Origin of the sequence: Actinosynnema sp. NPDC023587, assembly GCF_040640215.1 — a bacterium.
Lineage (GTDB): Bacteria > Actinomycetota > Actinomycetes > Mycobacteriales > Pseudonocardiaceae > Actinosynnema.
Genome location: NZ_JBFABG010000010.1, coordinates 203,265 through 224,269, shown reverse-complemented (window position 1 = coordinate 224,269; position 21,005 = coordinate 203,265). Strand labels below are relative to the sequence as shown.

The 21,005-nt window shown below is 74.2% G+C and carries 20 protein-coding genes and 2 riboswitches; of the genes, 14 read left to right on the top strand and 6 right to left on the bottom strand.

The features are described from left to right. Positions 1-141 precede the first annotated feature (141 nt). Genes AB0G01_RS25185 through AB0G01_RS25165 form a run of 5 tightly spaced genes read left to right on the top strand, consistent with a single transcriptional unit; the run spans position 142 to position 5,386 of the window. Complete coding sequence (locus tag AB0G01_RS25185) at positions 142-1,128, top strand: ketoacyl-ACP synthase III (protein ID WP_360949541.1); 987 nt, start codon at positions 142-144, stop codon at positions 1,126-1,128. Beyond that, positions 1,125-1,877 (top strand): glycosyltransferase, encoded by a 753-nt coding sequence (locus AB0G01_RS25180; protein ID WP_360949539.1) that lies wholly within the window; start codon positions 1,125-1,127, stop codon positions 1,875-1,877. Before AB0G01_RS25185 ends, AB0G01_RS25180 begins: the two co-directional genes overlap by 4 nt. Continuing rightward, positions 1,874-3,010 (top strand): cytochrome P450, encoded by a 1,137-nt coding sequence (locus tag AB0G01_RS25175; protein ID WP_360949537.1) that lies wholly within the window; start codon positions 1,874-1,876, stop codon positions 3,008-3,010. The genes AB0G01_RS25180 and AB0G01_RS25175 overlap by 4 nt, the downstream gene beginning before the upstream one ends. Beyond that, positions 3,003-4,505 (top strand): class I adenylate-forming enzyme family protein, encoded by a 1,503-nt coding sequence (locus AB0G01_RS25170; RefSeq protein WP_360949535.1) that lies wholly within the window; start codon positions 3,003-3,005, stop codon positions 4,503-4,505. The genes AB0G01_RS25175 and AB0G01_RS25170 overlap by 8 nt, the downstream gene beginning before the upstream one ends. After that, positions 4,502-5,386, top strand: coding sequence for an SDR family oxidoreductase (locus AB0G01_RS25165; protein WP_360949533.1), 885 nt, complete (start codon positions 4,502-4,504; stop codon positions 5,384-5,386). Before AB0G01_RS25170 ends, AB0G01_RS25165 begins: the two co-directional genes overlap by 4 nt. A gap of 58 nt (positions 5,387-5,444) precedes the next feature. Here AB0G01_RS25165 and AB0G01_RS25160 read toward each other — a convergent pair whose 3' ends face one another. The 4 genes from AB0G01_RS25160 to AB0G01_RS25145 form a co-directional block, all read right to left on the bottom strand. Further along, on the bottom strand, positions 5,445-6,443 hold the full coding sequence (locus tag AB0G01_RS25160) for a prenyltransferase/squalene oxidase repeat-containing protein (RefSeq protein WP_360949531.1): 999 nt from the start codon (positions 6,441-6,443) through the stop codon (positions 5,445-5,447). Between the two features lie 76 nt (positions 6,444-6,519). After that, positions 6,520-6,591: riboswitch (cobalamin riboswitch) on the bottom strand. Between the two features lie 167 nt (positions 6,592-6,758). Beyond that, positions 6,759-7,190, bottom strand: coding sequence for a hypothetical protein (locus AB0G01_RS25155; protein WP_360949529.1), 432 nt, complete (start codon positions 7,188-7,190; stop codon positions 6,759-6,761). A gap of 177 nt (positions 7,191-7,367) precedes the next feature. After that, positions 7,368-7,784 (bottom strand): nitroreductase family deazaflavin-dependent oxidoreductase, encoded by a 417-nt coding sequence (locus AB0G01_RS25150; RefSeq protein ID WP_360949526.1) that lies wholly within the window; start codon positions 7,782-7,784, stop codon positions 7,368-7,370. Then, positions 7,781-8,329: a helix-turn-helix domain-containing protein gene (locus AB0G01_RS25145; protein ID WP_360949520.1), complete on the bottom strand. Its 549-nt coding sequence runs from the start codon at positions 8,327-8,329 to the stop codon at positions 7,781-7,783. Before AB0G01_RS25145 ends, AB0G01_RS25150 begins: the two co-directional genes overlap by 4 nt. Positions 8,330-8,655: 326 nt before the next feature. On the opposite strand from AB0G01_RS25145, the gene AB0G01_RS25140 reads away from it, so the two are divergent. The 4 genes from AB0G01_RS25140 to AB0G01_RS25125 all read left to right on the top strand — a co-directional run bounded on the left by AB0G01_RS25140 (position 8,656) and on the right by AB0G01_RS25125 (position 13,033). Next, complete coding sequence (locus AB0G01_RS25140) at positions 8,656-9,891, top strand: nucleotide disphospho-sugar-binding domain-containing protein (protein WP_360949518.1); 1,236 nt, start codon at positions 8,656-8,658, stop codon at positions 9,889-9,891. Between the two features lie 298 nt (positions 9,892-10,189). After that, on the top strand, positions 10,190-10,855 hold the full coding sequence (locus AB0G01_RS25135) for a LuxR C-terminal-related transcriptional regulator (protein ID WP_360949516.1): 666 nt from the start codon (positions 10,190-10,192) through the stop codon (positions 10,853-10,855). 69 nt (positions 10,856-10,924) lie between these two features. Continuing rightward, on the top strand, positions 10,925-11,539 hold the full coding sequence (locus tag AB0G01_RS25130; RefSeq protein ID WP_360949514.1) for a hypothetical protein: 615 nt from the start codon (positions 10,925-10,927) through the stop codon (positions 11,537-11,539). Positions 11,540-11,755: 216 nt separating this feature from the next. Beyond that, positions 11,756-13,033: a sensor domain-containing protein gene (locus AB0G01_RS25125; protein WP_360949512.1), complete on the top strand. Its 1,278-nt coding sequence runs from the start codon at positions 11,756-11,758 to the stop codon at positions 13,031-13,033. Between the two features lie 193 nt (positions 13,034-13,226). Here AB0G01_RS25125 and AB0G01_RS25120 read toward each other — a convergent pair whose 3' ends face one another. After that, positions 13,227-14,093, bottom strand: a complete 867-nt coding sequence (locus AB0G01_RS25120; RefSeq protein WP_360949510.1) for an SDR family oxidoreductase — start codon at positions 14,091-14,093, stop codon at positions 13,227-13,229. 178 nt (positions 14,094-14,271) lie between these two features. On the opposite strand from AB0G01_RS25120, the gene AB0G01_RS25115 reads away from it, so the two are divergent. Both AB0G01_RS25115 and AB0G01_RS25110 read left to right on the top strand, forming a co-directional pair. Continuing rightward, positions 14,272-15,960 (top strand): hypothetical protein, encoded by a 1,689-nt coding sequence (locus tag AB0G01_RS25115; protein ID WP_360949508.1) that lies wholly within the window; start codon positions 14,272-14,274, stop codon positions 15,958-15,960. 61 nt (positions 15,961-16,021) lie between these two features. Next, the gene (locus tag AB0G01_RS25110; RefSeq protein WP_360949506.1) at positions 16,022-16,984 is read left to right on the top strand and encodes a LysR family transcriptional regulator; all 963 of its coding nucleotides are present in this window, start codon (positions 16,022-16,024) and stop codon (positions 16,982-16,984) included. Here AB0G01_RS25110 and AB0G01_RS25105 read toward each other — a convergent pair. Then, positions 16,920-17,936, bottom strand: a complete 1,017-nt coding sequence (locus tag AB0G01_RS25105; RefSeq protein ID WP_360949504.1) for an NAD(P)/FAD-dependent oxidoreductase — start codon at positions 17,934-17,936, stop codon at positions 16,920-16,922. The genes AB0G01_RS25110 and AB0G01_RS25105 overlap by 65 nt on opposite strands. Positions 17,937-18,208: 272 nt before the next feature. On the opposite strand from AB0G01_RS25105, the gene AB0G01_RS25100 reads away from it, so the two are divergent. The 3 genes from AB0G01_RS25100 to AB0G01_RS25090 all read left to right on the top strand — a co-directional run bounded on the left by AB0G01_RS25100 (position 18,209) and on the right by AB0G01_RS25090 (position 20,632). Beyond that, positions 18,209-19,075: an isocitrate lyase/PEP mutase family protein gene (locus AB0G01_RS25100; RefSeq protein ID WP_360949502.1), complete on the top strand. Its 867-nt coding sequence runs from the start codon at positions 18,209-18,211 to the stop codon at positions 19,073-19,075. Positions 19,076-19,689: 614 nt separating this feature from the next. Continuing rightward, positions 19,690-19,959, top strand: coding sequence for a DUF4253 domain-containing protein (locus tag AB0G01_RS25095; RefSeq protein WP_360949500.1), 270 nt, complete (start codon positions 19,690-19,692; stop codon positions 19,957-19,959). 25 nt (positions 19,960-19,984) lie between these two features. Beyond that, positions 19,985-20,632 (top strand): pentapeptide repeat-containing protein, encoded by a 648-nt coding sequence (locus AB0G01_RS25090; RefSeq protein WP_360949498.1) that lies wholly within the window; start codon positions 19,985-19,987, stop codon positions 20,630-20,632. A gap of 237 nt (positions 20,633-20,869) precedes the next feature. Then, positions 20,870-20,941: riboswitch (cobalamin riboswitch) on the top strand. Positions 20,942-21,005 lie beyond the last annotated feature (64 nt).

Genomic DNA, 21,005 nt, shown 5'->3' with positions numbered 1-21,005 from the left:
GGTGTTGACCGAGCGCGACCGGCCGCTCACCCCCATTGACACGACGGGGGTCCCTTGTGGAGTCTCGGCGGTGATCCGAGTAGTTCTACCGAGGACGTGCCACTCCTGGCGCATCTAGCCTGCACCCAGGAGGTGGCCGGAGTGGGGACACGACTTGCCGGCGTGGCGGTTCATCTGCCCGAGCGCCAGGTCAGCACGGACGAGGTGGAGCGCCGCTTGGCACCCTTCACCCCGCCCGCCGGACTCATCCGCCGGTTGACCGGCGTCGAGTCGCGGCACGTCATGGGCGAGCACGAACAAGCGTCGGACCTGGCGGTCGCGGCGGCGCGGAAGTTGTTGGCCGAGACCGGGACCTCGGCCGGGGACGTCGACCTGCTGCTGTTCGCCTCGGCCAGCCAGGACATGGTGGAACCCGCGACCGCGCACATCGTGGCGGCGAAGCTGGAGCTGCGCTGCCCGGTCATGGACGTCAAGAACGCCTGCAACAGCGTGCTGAACGGGATCGAGGTCGCCGACGCGCTGATCGGCACCGGCCGCTACCGGACCGTGCTGATCGCCAGCGGCGAAGCACCGTCGCGGGCGGTGCGGTGGGAGGTCGGCGGGCTCACCGAGTTCCTGCGCGCCTTCCCCGGCTACACGCTGTCCGACGCGGGCGCGGCACTGCTGCTCACCCGGGGCGAGGCCGGCGTGCTGGGGTGCGGGTTCACCGCCGACTCCGCGCACTGGGAGGTCGGCACCCTGCCCGGCGGCGGGTCGCGCCACCCGCGCGACCCCGACCGCACCTACTTCGACATGGACGGCGCGCGCCTCAAGGACGCGTTCCTGGGACTGGGCCGGGGAATCCTGGACCGCACCCTGCACCGGCTCGACCTGACCTGGGACGACTTCGCGGTGATCGGCGTGCACCAGGTCTCGCTGCCCTACCTCGACGTCTTCGCCCGGCAGGCGGGCGTGCCGACCGACCGCCTGGTCGTCACCCTCCCCCGGCACGGCAACGTCGCCTCCGCCGGCCTGCCGCTGCAACTGGTCACCGCCCGCGAGCTGGGCCGGTGCGGCCCCGGCGACCTCGTCGCGCTGGTCGGCCTGGCGGGCGGCGTCAGCCTCGGACTGGTGGTGATCCGGCTGTGACCCCGCTCTGGGTGGTGGTACCCGCCTACAACGAGGAGCGCGGCATCACCGCGACCCTGACCGCGCTCGCCGCGCAGACCGACCCGGACTTCACGCTCGTCGTGGTCGACAACGCCTCCACCGACGCCACCGCCGACGTCGTCCGCGCCTGCGCCGCCGCCCACCCCCACCTGCGGGTGGAACTGGTGCGCGAACCGGAGAAGGGCACCGGGGCGGCGGCCGACACCGGCATGCGGCACGCGATCGCCCGAGGCGCGGTGTGGTTGGCGCGCACCGACGCCGACTGCCTGCCCGCACCCGACTGGATCGCGCGGGTCAAGGCCGCGTTCGACTCCGGCCTGCGGCTGGTGGCCGGCCGGTTGCTGCCGCGCGAGGACGAGGGCCTCCCCGCCGGCACCCGCCGGCTGCTCATCGCCGCCGTGACGATCGCGTCGCTGTTCGGCCGGTTCCGCGCCGGCAACCGCGACCCGCGCTACCACGGCCCCTACGTGATGACCGCCGGCTGCAACATGGCCATCACCGCCGAGCTGTACGCGCTCGCGGGCGGATTCCCCCGATCCAAGATCGAAGACCTGCACGAGGACCGGGCCCTGGTCAACGCCGTGCGCCTGCACACCGACCGGTACGGGTCACGCCGCGACGTCCTCGTGCACGGCTCGTCACGACGCGCCAAGGCATGGGGCCTGCGCCGCACGCTGGCCTGGTACGCCGACCACCGCTACCGGCCCCCGGTGGTGGACATCCGATGAACTGGGAACGCAGGGTGCACCTGGCCGCACACCCGGTGGCCTACCCGCTGGTGCGCGGCCTCGCCCGGATCGCCCCCGTGGTGCGCATCCCCCGGGTCGGCGTCGTGGTCAGCGATGCCGCCCTGGCCAAGGAAGTCCTCACCGACCCGCGCCGGTTCACCAAGACCGGCCCCGGCTCGCCCGCCGACCTGTGGACCCCCGTCGTCGGCCCGTCGGTGCTGCTCAACATGGAAGGCGACGCCCACACCGCGTTGCGCCGCAAGCTCTCCGGGCTGTTCACCCCCCGCAGCGTGACCGAGCTGTGCGCCCGCGTCGCCGACGAGCCGATGAAACGCCTGCGCGACGACCTCGCCACCGGCCACCCGGTCGACCTCGTCCCCGCCGTCCGACACCTGGTGGGCGCGGTGATCTGCGAACTGGTCGGCCTCGACCCGGCCGACGCGCTGCGCGCCCACGCGGCCGGTGCCGCCATCACCTCGGCGGTCCGGCTCGGCCGGCCCGCCCTGACACCCCACCAGATCCGGCGCAGCAAAGCCGCGCTGGCACGGCTCACCAGCCCGGCCGCCGCCGCCTACGCCGCCGGCGACCCCGCGACCGTACCGGGCCGGATGCGCGAACTCGGGCTGACCGAACGGGAAGCACTCGGCGCGGTCGCCGCGTTCGTCCTGACCGGCACCGAAACGCTGGTCTCCTACGTGCCCCGGCTCGTCGCGCTGCTGCACGACACCGGCCACCTCGACCGGCTGGCCGCCGACCGCGACCGGGTGGACGACGCGGTGGCCGAAGCCCTGCGGGTGACCGTCCCGTCCCCGGTCATGCTGCGCAGCGTCGCCACCGACACCACCGTGGGCGGCGTCCGCGTGCGCGCCGGCGACCGCGTCGTCATCGCCACCATCTCCGCCGCCAAGGACCACGGCCCCTTCGACCCCGAGCAGCCCCACCCGCCCGCCGTGCGCCAACTCTGGTTCGGCGCGGGCCCGCACTTCTGCCTCGGCATGCCCCTGGCCAACGCCGAGATCCGCGCGGTGCTCGACGCCGTGCTGGACTCCACCCCGCTTACCGTCGTCGACCGCCGAGCCGCACGACGGGTCCTCATCCCCGGCTACGAGAGGCTGGTCCTGCGCCGTGGCTGACGACCTGCTGCACGAAGTCCTGCGCGCGGCCCGCGACCACGGACCCGCACCCGCGCTCACCGGCGCACACGGCCCGACGCTGACCTACCGCGACCTGTCCGAAAAAATCCTCGGCACCGCACACCGGTTGCGCCACAAAGGATTCCGACCCGGCACCCGGATGCTGTTCTCGGTGCGGCCCGGACCGGACGCCATCGTGCTGGCACTGGGCACCGTCGCGGCGGGCGGCACCGTGGTGTTCATCGACCCCGGCGTCGGACCCGAACTGTTCGCCGGCCGCCTCGACCTCGCCGGACCGGGCTGGGCGGCAGCCGAATCGCTGCTCTACGCGGCCAGCGCACCAGGCCCCCTGCGCGCGCTCGCCCGCCGACGCGGCGTCCTGCTGCCGGACTACGCCGCGCTGCCCCTGCGGCACATCAGATCCGGCCCGTGGCTGCCCGGCACACCGCTGCGCGCGATCTCCACCCGCCGCCTGGCCCGCCCCGTCCCCGGCGCGACGACCCCCGACCCCGACCCCGACCAGGACGCCGTGGTCGTCTTCACCTCCGGCACCACCGCCGCCCCCAAAGCCGTGGTGCACACCCGGGGCTCACTGGGCGCGGCCCTGCGCGCCCTGGCCACCCGGTGCGCACTCGGCCCCGACACCCGCGTGCACACCGACCAGATGATGCTCGGACTGCCCGCACTCGTCGCGGGCGCGCACTGGACCATGCCGCCCCACGGATTCGCCCCGTCCGCCGACCCCGCCGCGCTCGCCGCCGGACTCGCCGGCGCGACCCACACCTTCCTGGTACCGGCCGACCTGGCGGCCATCCTCGACAGCGGCGTCACCCTGCCCCACTCGCTGCGGCAGGTGCTCCTGGGGTCCGCCCCGGTCCTGCCCCCGCTGCTCACCCGCGCCCAACGGGCACTGCCCGAAGTGGAACTCCTCGCGGTGTACGGCATGACCGAGATCCTCCCGGTCGCCATCGCCACCGCCGACGAGAAGATCGTCCACGGCGGCGACCTGCTCGGCCGACCACTGCCCGGCGTCACCGCCCGGATCGCCCACGACGGCGAACTGCGGGTCTCCGGCCCGAACCTGTGCCGGGGCTACCTCGGCGAAGCACCGCTGACCGAGCACGCCACCGGCGACCTCGCCCGGCTCGACGGCGACCGCCTCGTGCTCACCGGCCGCAAGAAGGACATGATCCTGCGCGGCAGGACCAACATCTACCCCGGCCTCCACGAACCCGCCATCGCCGGCCTGCCCGGCGTGGCCGCCGCGATCATGGTCGGCGTACCCGACGAGATCGGCGACGAGCGGATCGTCCTCGTGCTCACCGCACTCCCGGACGCCGGACCCGGCCTGGCCGACCGCACCCGCACCGCACTGCCCGGCCTCATCGACGCCTCCGCACTGCCCGACCGCATCGTCGTCGTCGACGAACTGCCGGTCACCGGACGACTGCGCAAAGTCGACCGGGCCGCACTGCGCGCGCGGTTCACCCCGTGACCCGCCTCGCCGTCACCGGAGCCACCGGGTTCATCGGCGGAGCCGTCCACCGGGCCGCCCGCGCACTCGGCTGGGAAGTGCACGGCTACGGGTCCCGCGACTGGGACATCGCCGCCGGCCCACTGGCCGACCCGCCCGAGGTCGACGCCGTCGTGCACGCCGCCGCCGCCGTCACCGACTGGGGCGACGACCACCACACCCGCCGCGTCTGCGTCGACGGCACCCGCCACGTCGCCCGCACCTTCCCCCACGCCCGCCTGGTGCACATCTCCTCCGCCAGCGTGTACGACCCGTTCGCACCCACGGTCCACGCACCCGAGACCGCCGCGCCCGTCACCCGCTACCTCACCGCCTACGGCGCGGCCAAAGCAGACGCCGAACGCGCCCTCGCCGACCGCCCGGACACCGTCGTGCTGCGCCCCCACGCCGTCTACGGACCAGGCGACCCCACACTGCTGCCCCGCGTGCTCGGCGCGATCCGGGGCCGCACCCTCGTCATCGTCGGCGACGGACAAGCACGGCACTCGCTGACCTCCGTCGACAACCTCGTCGCCGCCGCCCTGTCGGCCTGCACCGGCACACCCGGCATCTACAACATCGCCGACGCGCACCCCGTCGTCCTGCAAGACGCCCTGCACGACCTGCTGCGCGAACGCGGACTCGACGTGCGCATCCGCCACCTCCCGCTGCGCGCCGCCTGGCACGCCGCCGGCCTCGCCGAACGCGCGTGGCGGGCCCTCGGAGCGGCCCGGCCACCCCGACTGACCCGCTACGCCATCAGCCACCTCGGCTACGAACGCACCCTCGACATCACCGCCGCGCGCACCGCACTGGGCTACTCCCCCACCGCCACGTCCTTCGCGGGCGCAGCCGACTGGTGACCCGACCGGCCGCCCCGAGGCGAGCGGCGGCACGGACAACCGCACCGCCGCACAACCCTCAGGCGCAGGCGAGCACCGGCGCACCCGCCGACCCACCGCTGTGCAGGTGCGCCAACCCGACCCCGGCCAAACCGAGCACCGCCTGAGCCGTGGCCCGCACAGCCGTACCCGGGTCGAACCCGGACGCCTGGTACGCCACCGCACCCCGATCCCCGACCGCACCGGCACACCCGACCTGCAACGACTTGAGGAACCCCCGCGCCTTGAACCCGGCCGCGAGCCGACCACCGGTGAACAACGCCTCAGCCGCCAACCCCGTGCTGTTCGCGTTCGGCGCGAAAGTCCCGTACGAGAAACCACCGTTGACGTTCTGCACGCCCACCAACCACGACAAACCCTGCTGGGCCTTCACATGCCGACCCGTCGCCTGCAACGCCTGGGTCACCATCGCCGTGGAATCCACGTTGCTCTCACACGGCGTCACACCGAAGTCCAACGGAAAACCACCATCCGGGCACTGCGCACCCACCAGGAAGTCCACCGCCGACACCGGCGCACCCGCCGACGTGCGGTCCAACGCCAACAACGCCAACGACTGCGAGAACGCGTTGCTGTAGTCACCGAACGCCGACTGGTCGGAGAACCGACCCGACGACGTCAACAACGCCGACAACCCCGCAGTCAAGTCCACCCCGCCGAACGACGCGGGATCCTCACCCGCGACCAGCGCCGCCAACAACAACTTCGCGTGCGCCCCCGCATAAGCCTCACCACCGGAACCGACGTACCCCGCGGTGATCTCCGGCCGCGCCAACCACGCGACTGCCCGGTCGGCGTAGTCATCGGCGGTGCGAGCCGCCGCGAACGCGAACACCGCGTCGATCGTCAAACCCTGATCGGGATAGGTCACCCCACCGAACTCCGCCTCGAACCGCTCCCCGTCGACCAACTGACGGGCCAACCACCCGGCAGCGGCATCCGTGCGGTTGTGCGTGACCGGATCGGCGTAGGCGGAAGCAGGGGCGATCAACGACAAGCCGCACAGCAGTGCGACCACAGCACAAAGACGACGTCTCATGGACGACCAGACCTTTCCCGCGAGCCACGACAGGAGTTGGTGCAACGCGCGGTCCGGGCGATCGGGCTCACCGTCGGCAGACGGCACACCGCTGCGGGTCAGCGCCGGATTCACACCGGACTTCCCCCGCCCCGCGCGAATGAAGATGTGGGCGTGCTGATCCTGCCGGCCGACAGCACCCGCGCAACCGGCCAACCGGTGACACCTGGCGCGGCTTCGGCCTCCCGCACGGCCGGGGCCGCTGCCGCACGACCGCCCGCACGCCCCCCGCCACCTGGGACGTCACAGCATTCCCTAGTAGTCCAGTTCGAAGTCGCGGTGGTCGTCGGGGTCGACCGCCGCGACGAGCTTGTTCCCCGGCCTCAGGCCGGGGTCGTACCGGGCGTCGTGCTCGATCAGGAACTCGGGCACGTCCGGGCCCTTGATCAGGAGCCGGACGCGGACCGTGGCGTCCTCGCTGATCGGCTCCATGGACAGGACCACGGCGATCGCGGGCAAACCCACCTCGTCCAGGCGCAGCAGCCGCCGCTTGGCGCGCGCGATACCGCGCCACACGGCGATGCCCAGCGGCAGCAACACCACGGTGAGCACGATGCCGACCGTGCCATCGTCGTTGGCCGCGTAGACGATCGGTCCGGTGACCATCAACGCCACGGCGAAGAGGTGCAGGACCACGTTGTTGCCCCGGTTGGCCCCGTGTACTTCGACGAATCCGTCCTCCGCCATTCCGGCACCTTAAACGGGTCGTGGGGTGCCGTGGGCCGGGTTGGCGCGAGTGCGGGTGGGTGAGTCTGCGACCCCGTTGTCGTCGGAATTTTTTTAGACAACACTGAAGATATTATGGTGACCATCGCCGCCCGGCTCCGGACCGCGCACTCCGGAGCCGGCGGCGTGTGGCCTGGATCAGCGGTCGAGGACCACGATCGGGATCAGGCGGTCGGTCTTCTTCTCGTAGTCCGCGAAGCCCGGCGCGTGCGCCACCATGCCCGCGTAGAGCCGGTCGCGCTCCGCGCGGTCCTCGACCACCGTCGCGGTGGCCTCGAACTTGTCCTCGCCCACCTCCACGGTCACCTTCGGGGCGGCGAGCAGGTTGTGGTACCAGCCGGGGTTCTTCGGCGCGCCGCCGTACGAGGCCGCGATCACCAGGCGGTCACCGTCGCGGGTGTAGACCAGCGGCGTGATCCGCGCCTGCCCGCTCTTCGCGCCCACGGTGGTGAGCAGCAGGAGGTCGCGGCCCGCGAAGGGGCCGCCCACGACCCCCCGGTTGGCGCGGAACTCGGCGACGATCTGCTCGTTGAAGTTGCGGCGTTCCTCGGTCATGCGGAGTTGTCCTCTCGTGGTCGTGTCGTGTGGCGCAGGCCGTCGCACAGGACGCCGACCACCGTCTCCAGCGGCCCGCCCTCCCGGGTCGTGCAGCCGGTCACCAGGGCCGCGACGTCGGCGTAGCAGACGTCCGGCCGGACCGCGCCGACCTCCTGGGCGCGCACCAGCAGCGCACGGGCCCGCACCTCGACGGCCCCCGCCGCCGCGCCCGCGCCCGTCAGCTCCCGCGCCAGCCCGCGGTGCGCCGCGCCCGCCCGCACCAGGGAGCCGAGGAACGCGAAGAACGCGCCACCCGGGTCCTCGGTCGCGGCCAGGGCGTCGGCCTCGGCCACCAGGTCCGCCGTGAGGGTCAGCAGCACGGCGGTCACCAGGTCGTCCTTCGTGGGGAAGTGCCGGCTCACGGTCCCGGTGCCGACGCCCGCGCGCCGCGCGATCTCGTGCACCGACACCGACAGGCCCTCGGTCGCGAACACGTGCGCCGCGACCTCCAGCACCCGAGCCCGGTTGCGCCGCGCGTCGGCGCGCAGCAGTCGTTCCGCCACCACACCCTCCACCGAGTAACCGGGACACTTGTCCCGATAATACCGAGGAATCCGCACATCTCCTCACCCGGTCACCCGACCGGGTGGTGCTCGTCCCCGCTCCGCGAAAAAAGGCCCCGCGATCACCGCACCCGACCGAGGGCGGGTGCGGCTGCCGGTAGAGGGGGCGGACCGTCCACAGTGGAGGTCGAAGGGGGCGGGCAGGAGGAGGTCGCACTCCTCGCCCCCTTCAATTTATAGCCGACCGGGGGGCTTGCGGCAAGGCCGGGGCGGTGCCGCAGACTTGCCGCCTTGACGCCGGGACATGGGGAAATGGGGAACCGGAAGTGCGTGTGCTGTTGACGACGTGGGGATCGCGCGGGGACGTCGAACCGTTGGTGGGGCTCGCGGTGGCGTTGCGGGGGCTGGGCGCGGAGGTGCGGGTCTGCGCGCCGCCGGACGAGGACTTCGTGGCGCTGCTGGCCAGGGTCGGCTTGCCGCTGGTGCCGCTGGGCCCCACGGTGCGCTCGGTGGTGTCCGGTCCGAAGCCACCGACCGCGCAGGACGCGTTGCGGCTGGCCCCCGAGCTCGTGGCCGCGCGGTTCGAGGTGCTCGGCGCGGCGGCCGAGGGGTGCGACGTGCTGCTGGCGACCGGCCTGATGCCGGCCGGCGCGCGGGACGTGGCCGAGAAGCTGGGCATCCGCTACGTCTTCGCGTGCTTCCACACCTACGGGCTGCCGTCGCGGCACGCCTCTCCGGGGGCGCGGCCGGGTGTGCTGCCCCCGCGCGACGAGACCGACAACCGGGCGCAGTGGGAGCAGGACGCCCAGCGGGTGAACGGCTTGTACGGCGCGGCGCTCGACCACCACCGGGCGGCCGTCGGCCTGCCGCCGGTCGACAACGTCCGCGACCACGTCTTCACCGACCGGCCGTGGCTGGCGGCGGACCCGGTGCTGTGCCCGGTGGAAGGCATGGCGGACCTCGACGTCGTGCAGACCGGGGCGTGGGTCCTGCCCGACGACCGGCCGCTCCCGGCGGGGCTGGAGGCGTTCCTGGCGGCGGGTCCGCCGCCGGTGTACGTGGGCTTCGGCAGCATGGCCGCGCACGCCCCGGAGGGCATCGCCCGGGTGGCCACCGAGGCGGCCCGGGTGCACGGTCGCCGGGTCGTCCTCGCGCGCGGCTGGGCCGGGCTGGCCCCGATCGACGACGCCGACGACTGCTTCGTCGTCGGCGAGGTCAACCAGCAGGCGCTGTTCGGCCGGGTCGCCGCCGTCGTGCACCACGGCGGCGCGGGCACCACCACGACGGCCGCGCGCGCCGGCGCGCCCCAGGTGGTGGTCCCCCGGATCGCGGACCAGCCGTACTGGGCCGCCCGGGTGGCCGAACTGGGCATCGGCACGGCCCACGAGGGCACGACGCCGACCGCCGCGTCCCTGTCCGCCGCGCTCGGCGCGGCCCTGGACCCCGGGACCCGCGCGCGAGCCGCGACCGTGGCCGGCACGATCCGCGCCGACGGGGCGGTGGTGGCCGCGAAGATGCTCCTCGACCCCGCCGGCCCGGCACGGCCGCCCGCCGCCGGGTGAGCCGCGCGCCGGCGCACCCACAGTGGACGTCCACTGTGATCGACATCCGCGCGGCACTTTTCGTTGGAGTACACAAAATGCGGTAAGGCGAGCGTCCACCGGTTCCGACGACACCATCCCGGCACGGCGCACATCGCCTACAGGACAACGAATTTCGGTCCGCCGTGGACACTTCGTGGCGCACAGCACCGGATCACATCCCCCTTTCGTGGCCACCGGACGCGCTTTCGGCGGTAGAACCACGCGGCCCGCCAGGCTTAACGTCGAACCACATCATCGGAGGCGGCGGTGCACCATCATGGGGGTTGCCACTGTGGACGCACCTTCTACCGTCGCCGCGCGAGAGCTCGTGGTCGGCGGTTCGGGCGACTTGGCCGTCGCGCTCTTCGCCGCGCTGTCGGCGTCGGGCTACCACTGCCGCCGGGCGCGGGTCGACGGCACGCCGACCGGCGCGGTGTTCGTGCCCGCCGCCGACGAGACGTTCGCCGCGCACATCGCCGCGCTCGCACCGCTGGACCTGCCGGTGGTCGTGGTCGGGCACCTGCGGCGGGCCGGGAACCTGATCACCGCCGTCACGGCGGGCGCGACCGCCGTGGTGGACACGGGCCTGCCGTTCACCACGCTGCTGGCCGCCGTGCTCGCCGGGCTGACCCGCCGGACGCCCACCGGGCGGCACGCGCTGCTCGCCGCCCTGGAACAGCGGCGGCGGGAGATCGCGCTGGTCGACCGGCTCACCCCGCGCGAGCGCGAGGTGCTGACCGCGCTGGGCGAGGGGCTGACCGCCACCGACATCGCCGGTGCCGACCGGGTGTCGGTGGCCACCGTGCGCAGCCACATCCGGGCGCTGCTGCGCAAGCTGGGGGTCACCTCCCAGCTCTCGGCGGTCGCCCTGGCCCGGCGGGTGCCCGCCCAGGTCGCACCGGAACTGCCGGAGCAGATCCGGCGATCTGGTCAATTTTGGTGATGTGACTGGGGAATCCGGGGGCAACACTCGGTGTCGACGGCGACCTCCGCCGAAGGACAGGAGCCCGACATGTGCACCTCACCCACCACCGCCGGCACCACCCCCGTGATCTACTCCGTCACCGACACCGTCGCCACCGAGTTCAAGCGCCAAGCCTCGGCCATCGGCAACGAGGTCACGTCCTCGATCAAGTTCACCGACAACGGCAGCCTGTACCTGGCCACGCTGCACGGGGCCGCCGCGCAGGGTGCCGGTGGCGGCGACTCCGTGTCGGTGTTCGGCGTGAGCGAGGTGAACGGCGCGGTGACCAGCGTCAACGCCGAGAACGTCAGGTTCGTCCAGGCACCCGGCGCGGCCGGCGCGCGCGGCGAGGGCCGCTTCACCCTGCGGCTGAACATGACCAACCCGCTGCCGTCCACAGTGGACTTCGTCTTCGACGTGAACCCGACTGCGGTGACGCTGGTCAGCGCCACCGACCCGGAAGCGGCACTCGTGGCGGGGGTCAGCCTCGCCACCGTGTGGTGCGTGACCAAGAACGGCGGCGCGGCGATCCTGCCGGTGCTCGTCGGCTCGCTGCCCGCGCTCGTCGGCGGTCCCGCCGCCTTCCTCGCGGCGGTCGTCGCGAAGCTGCCCGGTGCCCTGATCGGCACCGCGCAGAGCGTGATCCGGGAGTGCTTCGCCTGACCGGTCGCGAACCCCGCCGAACCCCGCCGAACCCCGCCCGGGTCCGGCGGGGTTCGGCGTCGGCCGGTCCCGGTCCGCTCGATCCACTGGGGAATGTCCACTCAGGCGGGTGCCGGGAGTCGGCCCGGCCACACCTCGAACCCCCCGTTGGACACCCCCGGAGCCCGTCGTTACCCTGGGGCACCTGGGGTTTCGAGGAGACAGGCGAGCACGGCTGTGGCTGGGGAGAACGCGCGGGACGGTCTGGCGGGTCGCGTTCGGCACCGCCTGCGGGACGCGGTCCGCTCGTGCGGCTACCTGCTCGTCGGGTTCGGCACCTCGCTGGTCGCCCTGATCACCCTGGCGGTGCTGCCCGCGCTGACCGTCGTGCTGAGCGCGACCGTGGTGGGCGTGTTCGCGATCCCCTGGATCGCCCGCGCGATGCGCGTGCTGGTGGGCTTCGAGCGCCGCCGGGTGGCGCGCCACCTCGGGGTCGGGGTGCCCGCCGCCTACCGCCCGCTGGACGGTCCCGCCGCGACGCGGATCACCACCGCCCTGACCGACCCGGCCACCCGGCGCGACCTCGCGTGGCTGCTGTTCCACGCGGTGGTCGGCATCCCGCTCGGCGTGCTCGGCGTGACGCTGTCCCTGGGCGCGCTGGTCGCGTTCACCGTGCCGCTCTGGTGGTTCCTGCTCCCGGCCGAGTACCCGGTCAGCGTGGTGTACCCGATCACGTCGTGGCCCGCCGCGTTCGGCGCGGTGGCCCAGGGCGTGGGGTTCGTCCTGGTGGCCGTGCTGGTCGCGCCGCCGCTGGCCCGCTGCCACGCCGGGGTGGGCCGGCGGCTGCTGTCGCCGGCGCGGGGCGGCCGGGCCCGGCTGGCCGAGCAGGTCGCGAAGCTGTCGGTGAGCCGGGCCGCCGCGCTCGACGCGCACGGCATGGAGCTGCGGCGCATCGAAGGCGCGCTGCACGACGACACGCAGAACCGCATCGTCGCGGTGTCGATGCACCTCGGCATGGTCGAACACGCGCTGCGGCGTGACCCGGACAGCGCGCTGCCGCTCGTGCTGCGGGCGCAGGACGCGGCGACCGACGCGCTGGCCGGGCTGCGCGAGGTGGTGCGTGGCATCTACCCGCCGATCCTGGCCGATCGCGGCCTGACCGGGGCGCTGACGTCGCTCGCGTCGCACTCCGGGGTGCCGTGCGCACTCGACGTCGTGGACGTGCCGCGCGCCCCGACCGCCGTGGAGGCGGCGGCGTACTACGTGGTGTCCGAGGCGCTGACCAACGTGTCGAAGCACAGCGGGGCCGCGTCGGTGCGCGTCCGGGTCGCGGGCGAGCGGGGGAACCTGCTGATCACCGTCACCGACGACGGCCGGGGCGGCGCGTCCGAGGGGCGGGGCCGCGGCCTGACCGGGATGCGCCGCCGGGTGGCGGCGTTCTCCGGCGCGATGACGCTGACCAGCCCGCCCGGCGGTCCCACCGAGCTGGAAGTGGTGCTGCCGTGCGCGTCCTGATCGTCGAGGACGACGCCCTGCCGAGGGAGGGCTGACGCTGCTGCGGGCCGAGGGGATCGAGGTCGTCGCCACCGTCGAGACCGCCGGGGCGTTCCTCGACGCGCCGGCGGCGGCACGGCCGTCGTCTCCGAGGTGATCGCCGGGCTGATGGCCCGGCCGTGCTCGCCCGCCTGGCGGGTGCGGCGGGCCGAGCTCAGTCCCGCGCCGCCCGGACCACGTCGGCCAGCGGCGTCGCGGGGTGGCCGGTGAGGCGTTCGACGTCCCCGGTCACGTCGGCCAGTTCGCCCTTGGCGATGGCGGTGTAGGTGGACACCCACGCGTCGAGCATCCAGTCCGGCGCGTTGTAGGACGCGCGCGACTGGTACGCCTGGTCGACGGTCTCCCGCTCGTAGACGGCCGGCCGCCCGGTCACCTCGGTCAGGATCGCGGTCACCTCGTCCAGGGTCAGCGCCTCCGGCCCGGTGAGGCTGTACACCGCGCCCGCGTGCTCCGGCGCGGCCAGCAGCACGGCGACGGCGGCTTCGGCGATGTCGTCCAGCGCGACCACGGAGACCCGGCCGTCCTCGGCGGGCCCCCGGATCACGCCGTCCTGGCCCGCCATCGACGGCATCAGGTCGGCGTACATGTTGTCGCGCAGGAACGTGTAGCCCAGACCGCTCGCGCGGATGTAGGACTCCGTGGCGTAGTGGTCGCGCGCCAAGGTGAACGTGGCGTTGGGCGACGCGCCGAAGAACGAGATGTAGACCAGGTGCCGCACGCCGGCCTCGACCGCCGCGTCGACGAACGCCCGGTGCAGGTCGACCCGGTCCTCCGTCTCCGGGGCCGACACCATCAGCACCCGCTCGACGCCCTCCAGCGCCGCCCGCACCGCCGCGCGGTCGCCGTAGTCGCCGGCGACCGCCGTCGCGCCCGCCAGCTCCGGCGCGCGGGACGGGTCGCGCAGCACCAGCCGTTGCGGCACACCGGCGTCGGCCAGTCGGCGGGCGACGCGGCCACCGAGGCGGCCGGTCGCGCCGGTGACCGCGATGGTGGCGTCGGGACGGGCGGGCTGCTCGGTCATGCGGGCTCCCTACGGGTCGTGCGCGGCGGTGCGCCCGACCGGGCGGGCACACCGAGCAGGCTAGCCGCACCGACCGGTTCCGGCAGGTCCGGTCCCCGCCCGGCGGGCCTGGTGTGGCCCTTCCCCGGGGGAGAACGCTGGAGTGCTCCCGAATCCACCTCCGAGAGGAGCCGACCGCATGTCCCGATCACCGCTGTCGACCGGAGCGCTGGTGCTGACCGCCGCACTGGTGCTGGGCGTGTCGGCGGGACCGGCCACCGCCGATCCGCCGGACACCGCCAGACCCGTCCCCACCGCCACCTCCTCCCCCGCTCCACCCACCCCGGACCCGACCGGCGCGGAACCGACCGAGACAGAACCGACCGACGCGGCACCGACCCCGCTGCCGACGACCCCGGCCCCCGCCGTCCCGGACGCGGAGGTCGACCTCCGGATCGCCGTGGTGTACGAGAAGCCCGCGTACGCGGCGCACGAGGAGGTCCGGGCGCGGGCGACGGTGACCAACGTCGGGACGGCCACCGCCACGGGCGTGACCGTCATGTCGACCGGCAACCTCCACGACCACGAGTGGAGCGGCCTCGGCGGGCCGGGCGTCACCCTCGAACCCGGCCGATCCGTCGAGGGCACCGCCGACGGCGACGTGGTCGACCCGGGTCGCGGCGAGGTCCGGCTCGTCGTCACGACGAGCTCCATCGAGCCCGAAACCACCCCTGCGGACAACACCGTCGTCGCCACGGTGCCCGTCCACATCGTGCGCGGTACCTACGCGGGCGTCGTCTACGGCGACAACGACGGCAGCGGCGCGAAGGAGCCGGGCGAGGAGCTGTCGAACCTGACGGTGCGGTTGATCGGCGGCCACCCGGGGGACGAGTACACGGTGGCCACCGACCTCAACGGCCGCTTCGAGTTCGCGGACGTGCCGCTCGGCTGGTACGTCGTGCTGTTCTCCGGCTCCGACTGGTGGTTGCCGACCATCCACTTCGAACTCGACGAGGTGGACGACCCGGAGGCGCTGATCCGGGGCGCGCGCCGGGTGGGCGGGCAGCTCACCGCGACCGCCGCGTTCACCCGACCCGCCTACGCCGTGGACGAGACCGCGGTCATGGCGCTGACCTTGACCAACGGCGACGACCCGGCCATCCCGGGGCTCAAGGCGCTCTGCCACTCCCCGCTCGGCGTGCCGGTCGACCTGGGCGAGCTCGGCCGGGAGGAGGGCACGTCCCTGCCCGGCCGGACGACGAAGACCTACTTCGTCACCTACCGGGTCACGGACGCCGCGGTGCGGGCCGGGCACATGGCGGTGAACTGCGTCGTCGGCTCACCGCCGTGGGTCAACGGCGAGATCAAGGCCGGCGCGGTGGCCCGGGTGCCCGGTGCGCACGCCGCCCGTGCCCTCGGACGCCTGCTGCGCGTGCTGCCCCGGGACGACCAGTGCGGCCGGTGCCCGCCGCCGACCGTGCCGCTGGTGGGCGTCAAGGTCTACCTGCGCAGCCAGCTCACCGGCCAGGTGGTGGCCCGCGCGGTGACCGGTGCGCAGGGCCTCTTCCAGTTCTCCGACCTGCCCGCCGACCTGTACGACTTCGGCGTCGTGGGCCCGTGGAAGGCACCCGCGACCTTCGTGGTCGCGGCCGGTGACAACACCGACAACCCCACCACCGTCCTCGTCGAGGTCGGACCCGACCAGCCCGACCCGGACCCCGTGCCGCCGGACGCCGGGCCGCCGCCGGGCGGTGCGCCCGCACCGCCCGGTGACGACCCGGGCGACCTGGCCGTGACCGGGGCCGGCGTCGGTTGGCTCGCGCTGACCGGGCTGCTCGCCCTGGTGGCGGGGGTCGTGCTGGTGAGCAGGGCGGGCCGGCGGACCTGACCCGCACAACCCGGCGGACCCCGGCCCACAACCGGTGGTTGTGCGGCTAGGGTCCGACGGCGTGGACCTCGATGCCGTGCGCACGTTCGTCGCCGTCGTGGACGCGGGTCGGTTCCAGCGGGCCGCCGAGGACCTGTCGATCACCCAGCAGGCGGTGTCCAAGCGGATCGCCGCGCTGGAGAGGGACCTCGGCGTGCGGCTGTTCGCCCGGAGCGCCCGGGGCGCGGGGCTGACGGTGGACGGCGAGGCGTTCCTCCCGCACGCCCGCGACCTGCTCGACGCGGCGCGGCGGGCGGTGGCCTCGGTGCGGCCGGGACGCCGGGCGCTGCGCGTCGACGTGATCGGCCGCGACCTCGCGCCGGCCGACCTGCTGCGCGACTTCCACCACGCGCACCCCGAGGTCGGGTTGCGCGTGGTGACCCTCTACGACGCCGACGCGGCGATCGCCGCCCTCCGCGCCGGCACGATCGACGCGTCGTTCCGCGCGGTGACCGCGCTGCCCGCCGGCGTCGAGGCGGTCCGGGTGCTGGACGAACCGATCCAGCTCCTCACCGGCCCGCACCACGAGTTCGCCGGTGCCGGGGCGGTGCCGCCGACCGCGCTGGCCGGGCACCGGATCTGGATGCCGGGGATCACCGCCGGCACCGAGTGGGGCGCGTTCTACGACGAGTTCGCCGCCGCGTTCGGGTTCGCGCTCGACCCGGTCGGCCCGCACTACGGCACCGAGCCGCTGCTGGACGTGATCGCGCGCTCGGCGGACCTGGCGACGTTCGTGGGCGACCAGACCCGGCTGCTCTGGCCCGCCGAGCACGACCTGCGCAGGGTGGACCTGCACCACCCGACGCCGGTCTACCCGCACTCGGTGCTGTGGCGGGCCGACAACCCGCACCCGGCGCTGGCCGCGCTGCGCGGGTACCTGGGTGCCCGGCCCGCCCTGCCGGACACCTGGACGCCCCGGCTCACAGGCCGTGCCGGCGGTCTCCCATCACCTCTTCGCACAGGCGCGCCTCGCTCCGCGCGCTGAAGGGGTCGCGGTGGGCCTCGACCGCCCGGCGGGTCTCCTCGGCGACGAGGTCGGCGTTGATCTGGGCCCCGGCGGCGGCACCGGCGGCGGCGGACGCGCCGACCTGCGCGAGGAGGTCGGTGGAGTTGCCCGCGACCCACACGCCGAGCACCGCGGTCCGGCCGTTCGGGTCGGCGGGCAGGTGCTCGCCCGCCCCGGACGGGTGCTCGACCGGGTGCAGCCCGATCCCGGCCAGGAACCCGACCCGGGCGACCATCCGGGACGCGACCGCGAGGGCCTCGCGCGCGACCACCGTGCCGTCGGCCAGCCGCACGCCGACCAGCTCGTCGTCCTTGACCTCGACGGCCGCGACGGCGTCGGGCACGATGCGGATGCCGCGCGCGGCCAACCGCTCGGCCTCGTCGGCGCTCGGCCGCGTGCCGTCGGCGAAGAACGTGACGTCGTCGCTGAGCTGCCGGAACAGCAGCGCCTGGTGCACCGACGCCGGTCCGCCGGCCAGCACGCCGATCGCCCGGTCGCGGACCTCGTAGCCGTGGCAGTACGGGCAGTGCAGCACGTCGCGCCCCCACCGCTCGCGCAGGCCCGGCAGGTCCGGCAGTTCGTCGACCAGGCCGGTGGCCACCAGCAGCCGCCGCGCGCGGATCGCACGCCCGTCCGCCAGGGTGACCACGAAGCCGTCGTCCGCGAACGCCACCGCGTCGACCCGGCCGGGCACGACGTGCCCGCCGTAGGACCGGACCTCCTCCCGGCCGCGCGACAGCAGCTCGGCCGGCGGCGTCCCCTCCCGGCCCAGCAGCCCGTGCACGCCGTCGGCCGGGGCGTTGCGCGGCTCGCCGGCGTCGACCACCACCACCGAACGCCGCGAGCGGGCCACCATCAGGGCCCCGTTCAGGCCGGCCGCCCCGCCACCGACCACCACCACGTCGTAGCTGTCACCCCACTGCTCGGTCATCACGACCACCTCCGCGACCCACCATGCGAGCCCCGTGGCAGAAACCGCAAATCCTGTTGCCAATCCGGCAACAAGGTCGGCACTCGGGCCGCTCCGCGAGTTCGGCGTCGGTGACGGGCACGCCGCGCCCGTAGCGGGTCACGGCCCCGTCGATCCGTTCCACCAGACCGGGGTCGAGCGCCACGCACCGGGTCCAGGACCCACTCGACCGGGTCTGTTGATCAGCCTTCCGATATCTAGCACCGGCGCGGCCCCGATGGCAGATTCACCTCATGTCACACGGGACACACCTGCGCGAGGCCGTCGCACGCCCCGGTACCACACCGGTGATCGGCGTGTTCGACATGCTGTCCGCCTCGATCGCGGCCCGGCACTACGACGCGCTGTTCGTGTCCGGGCTCGGCCTGGCCGCGTCCCACTACGGCCTGCCGGACATCGGTTTCATCGCCTGGCCGGACGTGGTGTCGTTCGTGCAGCGGTTGCGCCTGGCGTTCCCGGACCACCACCTGCTGGTCGACATCGACGACGGGTACGTGGACGTCGAGGTGGCGCGGCACGTGGTGCGCGCGCTGGAGCAGGTCGGCGCGTCCGGCGTGGTGCTGGAGGACCAGCAGCGGCCCCGGCGCTGCGGACACGTGGCGGGCAAGCGGATCCTCCCCCTGGCCGACTACCTGGCCAAGCTGGACGCCGTCCTGGAAGCGCGCACCGACCTGGTCGTGGTGGCCCGCACCGACGCCACCGACGAAGCGGAGATGGTCCGCCGCGCCGCCGCGCTCGCCGCGACCGACGCCGACGCGGTGCTCGTGGACGGCATCCCGTCGACCGCCGCGCTCCGCCGGGTGGCCGCCGCCGTGGGATCGACACCGCTGGTGTTCAACCAGATCGCGGGCGGCAGGTCGCCCGCGCTGTCGCTGTCCGAGCTCGCGGAGCTGGGCGTGGGCGTGGCGATCTACAGCACGCCGTGCCTGTTCGCCGCCCACCGGGCGGTGGACGACGCGCTGACCCGCCTGCGCGCCGACGACGGCCGGCTGCCGGCGGACTCGATCGGCGTGGCCGAGTCGCAGGACCTGGTGGCGCGCAACCTGGTCCGGGACCCGGTGCCCGGACCGCGCTCCGCGCTCACCTCCGCCCGCACCTGACCGGGGAGCCGCCGGCGGGGTGCGCCGGCCGCCGCTTACCATCCGTGAGGTGTCCTCGGAAACCTCGTCCGACCCGGCCGCGCTGTTCACCGACCCGGGCACGGCCCGTCCCCGGTCGACCCCGCTGCCACCGGGTCGCCTGGTGGCGTCCGACGAGGGCGACGGCGGGACGTGGGCGCTCTGGCTCAGCGACGCGCCGCCCGCCTTCGGCCTGTGGCAGGAGCTGCGCGCCGAGCACGCCGGGTCCGGGCTCTGGCCGCTGCTGCTGGAGCCGCTGCCCGGCGGCGAGGGCTGCCGGCCCTGGGACGGCGAGCTGTGGCCCGAGGACATGTCCTCGCCCGCCGACCACGATCCGGCCGAGGTGCCGGCCGGGTGGTGGGCCGCGCACGCCGGGTCCACCGAGCCGGACGCCGAGCCGCGACCCGCCACGACCGAGCCGTTCGGCCGCGAGTGGCCGGGCCGGTCGCCCCGGCTGCCCGCCAAGACCGACCCGGACCGCGCCGCCGACGAGGTGGTCGACGTCCTGGTCTCGGTCAAGGACGAGCTGCGCCTGGGGCTGGTGGCCGCCGGGCGCGGTGCGGACGCGCTGGCCGTCGTCGGCTGGACCGCGCCCGGTGAACCACGTCGACGACACCGCCCTGATCTCGGCCGTCGTGCGCGACTGGGAGGACCGCTTCGGCGTCCGGGTGGTGGCGGTCGGGTTCGCCACGCTGTACCTGAGCGTCGCGAACCCGCCGACCACCCTGGAGGAAGCGCTCCGGGTCGCCGCCGAGCACTTCGCGTTCTGCCCGGACAACGTGTGGCAGCGCGACGGTGCCCCCACGCTGAGGGCGTACGCGGAACAACTCGTCGACAGCGACGTGTGGGCCTTCTGGTGGGACTAGGACCGACGGCGGACGGGGGACGGGGGTGACGCGCGCGGTGCGCGCCCGGTGGGACGACGAGCGGACGGCCGCGATCGCGGCCGGGCTGCGCGCGGACCTGGCGCGCCGCAAGTCGTCCCCCAAGGCACCGTTCGAGCCGCCCGCGTCCCCGTTCGGCCGCACCCCGGAGGGCCTGGTCGACTACCGGGGACTGCGGTTGACCGAACCGATCCGCCACGCGCGGGTGGCGGGGGTGGACTTCACCGCCGTGGCGCTGGGCGGGGGCGGCCAACTCGACTCCGACTTCACCTCGTGCGTGTTCGACCAGGCCGTGCTGCGCGGTACCTACGTCGGGCGCTCGTTCACCCGGTGCTCGTTCCGCAGGGCCGGGTTGGACCGCTGCCGGCTGCCCGCGTCGTTCACCGACTGCTCGTTCGCCGGGGCGCGGCTGCGCGGCGTCGTCGCGTCCGGCCGGACCTTCACCCGCTGCGACTTCACCGGCGCGGACCTGCACGGCTCGCACTTCGACCACTGCGCGTTCGTCGACTGCCGGTTCGCCGACCTCACGACCGGCTTCGCCTCGCTCGCCGGCAGCACGTTCGCGGGCGAGGTCGACCTGACCGTGTTCACCGACACGGTCCTGGACCACGTCACCGTGTCGGAACCGCACCCCGCGACGCCGCCCCGGCCGTAGCGGGTCGGCCCGCACCCCCCGGACAGATCCACTGTGGACTGTCCATTTTGGATGGATACACGCCTGGGGCAGAACTCCGGGAAGGCCCGGCGACGCGGGCGCTCTGCGCCGGACGGCGGAACAGTCGCCGGCGTTCGGCCGCAGTCCCCGCACGCGCACTTCCCGGTTAATCCACCGCCCGACGGGTGCTATGGTCGATCGGCCAGGCCCCACAACTCCACAACCCTGCCCGTGACGGGGAAGCCGGTCGAACTCCGGCACTGTCGCGCAACCGTGGGCCGCCCTCCGGGGACGGCGAGTCGGATCACCGAACGGGCGGGTACCGGCTCGACCACTGTCGCGAGAAGCAGGGGTGTCTTCCCTCATGGGGTGT

Bases quoted from the DNA above. Each gene is read 5' to 3' on its own strand.
- AB0G01_RS25175 (WP_360949537.1), top strand. From the start codon at position 1,874: ATGAACTGGGAACGCAGGGTGCACCTGGCCGCACACCCGGTGGCCTAC.
- AB0G01_RS25155 (WP_360949529.1), bottom strand. From the start codon at position 7,190: ATGGCGGAGGACGGATTCGTCGAAGTACACGGGGCCAACCGGGGCAAC.
- AB0G01_RS25150 (WP_360949526.1), bottom strand. From the start codon at position 7,784: ATGACCGAGGAACGCCGCAACTTCAACGAGCAGATCGTCGCCGAGTTC.
- AB0G01_RS25135 (WP_360949516.1), top strand. From the start codon at position 10,190: ATGGGGGTTGCCACTGTGGACGCACCTTCTACCGTCGCCGCGCGAGAG.
- AB0G01_RS25130 (WP_360949514.1), top strand. From the start codon at position 10,925: ATGTGCACCTCACCCACCACCGCCGGCACCACCCCCGTGATCTACTCC.
- AB0G01_RS25120 (WP_360949510.1), bottom strand. From the start codon at position 14,093: ATGACCGAGCAGCCCGCCCGTCCCGACGCCACCATCGCGGTCACCGGC.
- AB0G01_RS25115 (WP_360949508.1), top strand. From the start codon at position 14,272: ATGTCCCGATCACCGCTGTCGACCGGAGCGCTGGTGCTGACCGCCGCA.
- AB0G01_RS25105 (WP_360949504.1), bottom strand. From the start codon at position 17,936: ATGACCGAGCAGTGGGGTGACAGCTACGACGTGGTGGTGGTCGGTGGC.
- AB0G01_RS25100 (WP_360949502.1), top strand. From the start codon at position 18,209: ATGTCACACGGGACACACCTGCGCGAGGCCGTCGCACGCCCCGGTACC.